We start from the raw sequence: 4,206 nt of genomic DNA, 5'->3' as shown, positions 1-4,206 counted from the left end.
CAGGCCGCCGGCGAGGAGCTGACGGACTTCACCAAGGGCAACACCAAGGCGCGCCACCGCATGGTCGCGCAGTACGCCGTGGCCGGGGACCGCGGGCTGCTGGTGATCGGCGCCGACCACGCCGCCGAGAACGTCACCGGGTTCTTCACCAAGTTCGGCGACGGTGCCGCCGACCTCCTCCCGCTGTCCGGGCTGGACAAACGCCAGGTCCGGGAGCTGCTCCGTCACCTTCAGGCGCCGCGACAGCTGTGGGACAAGGTGCCCACCGCCGACCTCCTCGACGAGGCCGAGGGCCAGACCGATGAAGAGGAACTGGGCATCAGCTACGACCACATCGACGACTACCTCGAGGGTCGCGAGGTGCCCGAGGACGCGGCCCGGCTGATCGAGGAGGCGTGGCACCGCAACCGGCACAAGCGCACCACCCCGGTCGAGGTGGCCGACACCTGGTGGCGGCCGGCCGGGAGGACCGGCGAGCAGGCCGGCCGGCGGACGGCGCTGGTGGTGATCGACATGCAGAACTCGTACTTCGAGTTCCCCGAACTGGCGGCGGTGCGGGACGAGCTGGTCGGCTCGGTCAACGAGCTGATCCGCGCCGCCCACGAGGCCGACCGTCCGGTGGTCCTGGTGCGGACCGAGCACGCCGAGGACCGCTCCACCTGGACCCTCAACATGCTCGAGGACGACCAGGGCTTCGCGTTCCCCGGCACCGAGCAGGCCCGGTTCCTCGACGGGCTCGCCACCGGTGACCACGTGGAGGTGGTCAAGACCCGGGACAGCGCGTTCTTCCGGACCGATCTGCGGGCGGAGCTGGACCGGCTCGGCGTGGGCCACCTCCTCGTGTGCGGCGTGTCGACGCACAGCTGCGTGGCACAGACCGCGATCGACGGCTTCGCCGAGAACCTGCACGTGGCGGTGGCCCGCGGTGCCATCTCGTCCGACAACCCGCCGCTGTCGGAGGCACTCCTGGAGTTCCTGCAGGACCAGATGCGCCAGCCACTGCTGGACCGGGCACAGAGTCTGGAGCTGCTGCGCACCGGCCGCTGGCCCGACTGAGCGGCGGGCCGGGCGGCTCAGCCGGAGCCGCGCCCGGACGGGCTCAGCCTGAGACGACCGGCCGCTTCTCGCTGCCGTCCGGGTAGCGCGCGAAGCGGGTCTCGCCGTGGGCGTGGACGGGGTCGTTCCGGTCCAGGTGCCAGGTACCGAACACGCCGGCACGGTACTCCTCCATGGCGGTGACGATGTCCTGGCGGGTGTTACCGACGAACGGACCCTGTTGGACCACGGGCGCCCCGATCGGCCGGGCCTGCAGCACGAGGAACGCCGCGCCGTCCGCGCCCGCGCTCACGGTGACGGCCTCGGGGGCGAGCACGGCGGCGTCGTAGCCGAGCCACTGCCCGTCGGCGGTCAGCTCGCCGCCGTAGTTGTACAGGACCCGGGAGGCGGACGGGTCGAACGCCGGGAGCTCGGTGCTGACCCCGGGGTCGAGGGTGACGATCCAGATGGCGAGGTGGCTGTCCGGGCGCGCGGCCCAGGAGTGCGGTGGCGGGTCGAGTGCCCGGATCCCGTCGATCTCCCCGGCGATCACCCGGACGCGCGCGGCGGCCCCCTCCTCACCGCGGACGACGACCGGGGTGTCCTCGGACCAGAACATGTCGAAGTACGGCTCGGCGGACTTGTCCTCGGGGGCCAGGTTGAGCCAGATCTGGAACAGCTCCATGGTGTTGGTCGCGTCGGGATCCAGCAGGGGGAACATCTCCGAGTGCGAGATCCCCGCACCGGCGGTGAGCCACTGTGTGTCACCGTGACCGAAGCGGGCGGCGGCGCCCAACGAGTCGGAGTGGTCCACCACGCCGTCGAGCACCACGGTGACGGTCTCGAAGCCGCGGTGTGGGTGCTGGGGGAAGCCGGGCACCTCTGAGCCGTGGTACATCGACCAGCCGTCCTTGCCGGAGAAGTCGCCTCCGATGGACCGGCCCTCCAGGGAGGCCGCGGGACGCATGGTCTCCCCCTCGGCCGCGGGGAACTCGTCGCGGTGGTGGACCGCGAACAGGAACGGGTCGACACCGGGCCACTGCGCGCCGAGCGGGACTACCTGACGGATGGCGGACACTGGCATCTCCTCTGACGGGACGGTAATTGCTGTCGCGTCATACAACTCCGGGCCCTGGCGGTTTGTTCCCTCCCGCGTCTGAACCCGGGCCAGCCCGGGTCAGCCCCGGGTCAGCCCCGGGCCACCACTCCGGTCACCGGAATCCGGCCGTCGACCGCCTGGCGGAAGTTGAGCACCGCACGCTGGACGTGGTCGCCCGTGGAGACCACGACCGCGCCGGTGGTCCCGCGCTCGCGGAAGATCTGGTCGGTGAACCGGGCGTTCTGGACCGTCGAGTTGGAGTTGCCCTCCTCGGTGATCCGCCACGGTGCGATCCCGGCGCCGCGGAGCCAGTCGCCCATCGCGCGGGCCTCCGTGCGGCCGTTCTGCGGGACTCCACCGGTCACGATGATGCGGGCTGTGGGGTACTCCCGCGCGAGCCGGAAGCCTGTCCTCAGCCGCTCCTCCAGCACCGGCCGGATCCCCCCGTCGGGATAGAGGCCCGCGCCCAGGATCACGATGTCGGTGGTGAACGGATTGACCGTGAGCACCGCCGGGTCGTCGCTCGTGAGCGCGTCCAGGCCGCCGCACATCTGCAGCATCGACTGGTCGACATACTGGCAGCCCACCATGGTCAGCCCGTTGTAGAGCGCGGTGCCCGACGGAAGCTCCGCCGAACCCGCGGATGCGGTCCCTGCACCGGCCCCCAGCGCGAGCGCCGCCGTGGCCGCGACCGCTGCGAGACGGATGTGTGTCCTACGCACGATGGCGTTCCTCCCCCGAGAAAACTGTGTGACTCATTTCGTGATCCGATAGTTATCGTCGGTCACGGTACCGCTGTTACCCGTGAGGCAGGATGGGTCAGAAAACCGCCCGGTACCCTGCTCGTATGCCCGCAGGATACGACAAATCGGCCGCGGTCCGATACCTCTCCCGAGCGGACCCCGAGCTCGGACGCCACATCGAGAGCGTCGGTCCGTGCACCCTCGCGCCCGCCCCGGACGCCGGACCGCACACCCTGTTCGACCGCCTGGCCTCCTCGATCCTGTCCCAGCAACTGTCGGTCAAGGCGGCCGCGACGATCGCCGGTCGCCTCAGGGAGCGGGCGGCCGGGCCCCGGCATCTCGACCCCGGCCTCCTCACCACCCTCTCCGACGACGAGATCCGTACCTGCGGGGTCTCCCGACCCAAGATCGCCGCGCTCCGCGACCTCGCCGACGCGGTGGGGACCGGACGGATCCCCACCCTGGCGGAGCTGGAGGAACTCGACGACGAGGAGGTGGTCGCCTCCCTGACCACCGTCCGCGGGGTGGGCCGGTGGACGGTGGAGATGCTGCTGATCTTCCTGCTGGACAGGCCCGACGTGTTCCCCGTGGCCGATGTCGGCGTCCGGCGCGGATTCGAGCGGGTCACGGGACTCGACGGACTCCCCACCGCCACCCGGATGCTCACCCGTGCCGAGAGCTGGGCCCCCTACCGGTCGGTCGCCTCCTGGTACCTGTGGCGGGCGGTGGACCAGACCGGCCAGGCGGTGCCCGCGCCGCCCGCGCCCGCCGTCCGGTAGAACGGACGCATGGCAACCACCGCATTCAAGGGAAACCCCGTCTCCACGTCCGGCGAGCTCCCCGCCGTCGGCACCACCGCTCCGGCCTTCGACCTGGTCGGCACAGACCTGGCGCCCGTGACCTCCGAGTCGCTCGCCGGCAAGCGCGTCGTGCTCAACATCTTCCCGAGCGTCGACACTGGCGTCTGCGCCCAGTCGGTCCGCACCTTCAACGAGAAGGCCACGGACCTGGACAACACCGCGGTCATCAACGTCTCGGCGGACCTCCCGTTCGCGCTCAAGCGCTTCTCCGCCGACGAGGGCATCGAGAACGCCTCCGCCGGTTCCACCTTCCGCAGCGACTTCGCCTCGACCTACGGCGTCAAGATGGCCGACGGCCCCCTGGCCGGCCTGTGCGCCCGCTCGGTCGTGGTGCTCGACGCCGACGGCACGGTGGTCTACACCCAGCTCGTCGACGAGATCACCACCGAGCCGGACTACGACTCCGCGCTGGCTGCACTCGCCTGATCCGCGTCGACGGCCGCCGGCCCGCCTCCATGTGGAGGCGGGC

The 4,206-nt window shown here is 71.1% G+C and carries 5 protein-coding genes and 1 pseudogene; 4 read left to right on the top strand and 2 right to left on the bottom strand.

Features of this window, described 5'->3' with window-relative positions:
- Positions 1 to 456, top strand: a pseudogene (gene nadE / locus G6031_RS19250) (NAD(+) synthase); the annotation flags it as partial.
- On the top strand, positions 436 to 1,056 hold the full coding sequence (locus tag G6031_RS19245) for an isochorismatase family cysteine hydrolase (RefSeq protein ID WP_347238510.1): 621 nt from the start codon (positions 436 to 438) through the stop codon (positions 1,054 to 1,056). The pseudogene nadE and the gene G6031_RS19245, both read left to right, overlap by 21 nt.
- Positions 1,057 to 1,099: 43 nt before the next feature.
- Here the strand turns inward: G6031_RS19245 and G6031_RS15460 are convergent, their stop codons facing one another.
- Both G6031_RS15460 and G6031_RS15455 read right to left on the bottom strand, forming a co-directional pair.
- Positions 1,100 to 2,113, bottom strand: a complete 1,014-nt coding sequence (locus tag G6031_RS15460) for a pirin family protein (RefSeq protein ID WP_347238509.1) — start codon at positions 2,111 to 2,113, stop codon at positions 1,100 to 1,102.
- A 110-nt stretch (positions 2,114 to 2,223) separates the two neighbouring features.
- Complete coding sequence (locus G6031_RS15455) at positions 2,224 to 2,856, bottom strand: YdcF family protein (RefSeq protein WP_179523694.1); 633 nt, start codon at positions 2,854 to 2,856, stop codon at positions 2,224 to 2,226.
- Between the two features lie 125 nt (positions 2,857 to 2,981).
- On the opposite strand from G6031_RS15455, the gene G6031_RS15450 reads away from it, so the two are divergent.
- Positions 2,982 to 3,656, top strand: coding sequence for a DNA-3-methyladenine glycosylase 2 family protein (locus G6031_RS15450; protein ID WP_182653733.1), 675 nt, complete (start codon positions 2,982 to 2,984; stop codon positions 3,654 to 3,656).
- 9 nt (positions 3,657 to 3,665) lie between these two features.
- A complete protein-coding gene (tpx, locus tag G6031_RS15445) occupies positions 3,666 to 4,163 on the top strand; it encodes a thiol peroxidase (RefSeq protein WP_179523696.1) in 498 nt (165 codons plus the stop codon).
- The last annotated feature ends 43 nt before the right edge of the window (positions 4,164 to 4,206 follow it).

The sequence above is a fragment of the Dietzia sp. CQ4 genome, from assembly GCF_014145125.1.
GTDB classification, from domain to species: Bacteria; Actinomycetota; Actinomycetes; order Mycobacteriales; family Mycobacteriaceae; genus Dietzia; species Dietzia natronolimnaea.
This window is presented reverse-complemented; position numbering and strand designations above follow the sequence as displayed.

Bases quoted from the DNA above. Each gene is read 5' to 3' on its own strand.
- tpx (WP_179523696.1), top strand. From the start codon at position 3,666: ATGGCAACCACCGCATTCAAGGGAAACCCCGTCTCCACGTCCGGCGAG.
- G6031_RS15450 (WP_182653733.1), top strand. From the start codon at position 2,982: ATGCCCGCAGGATACGACAAATCGGCCGCGGTCCGATACCTCTCCCGA.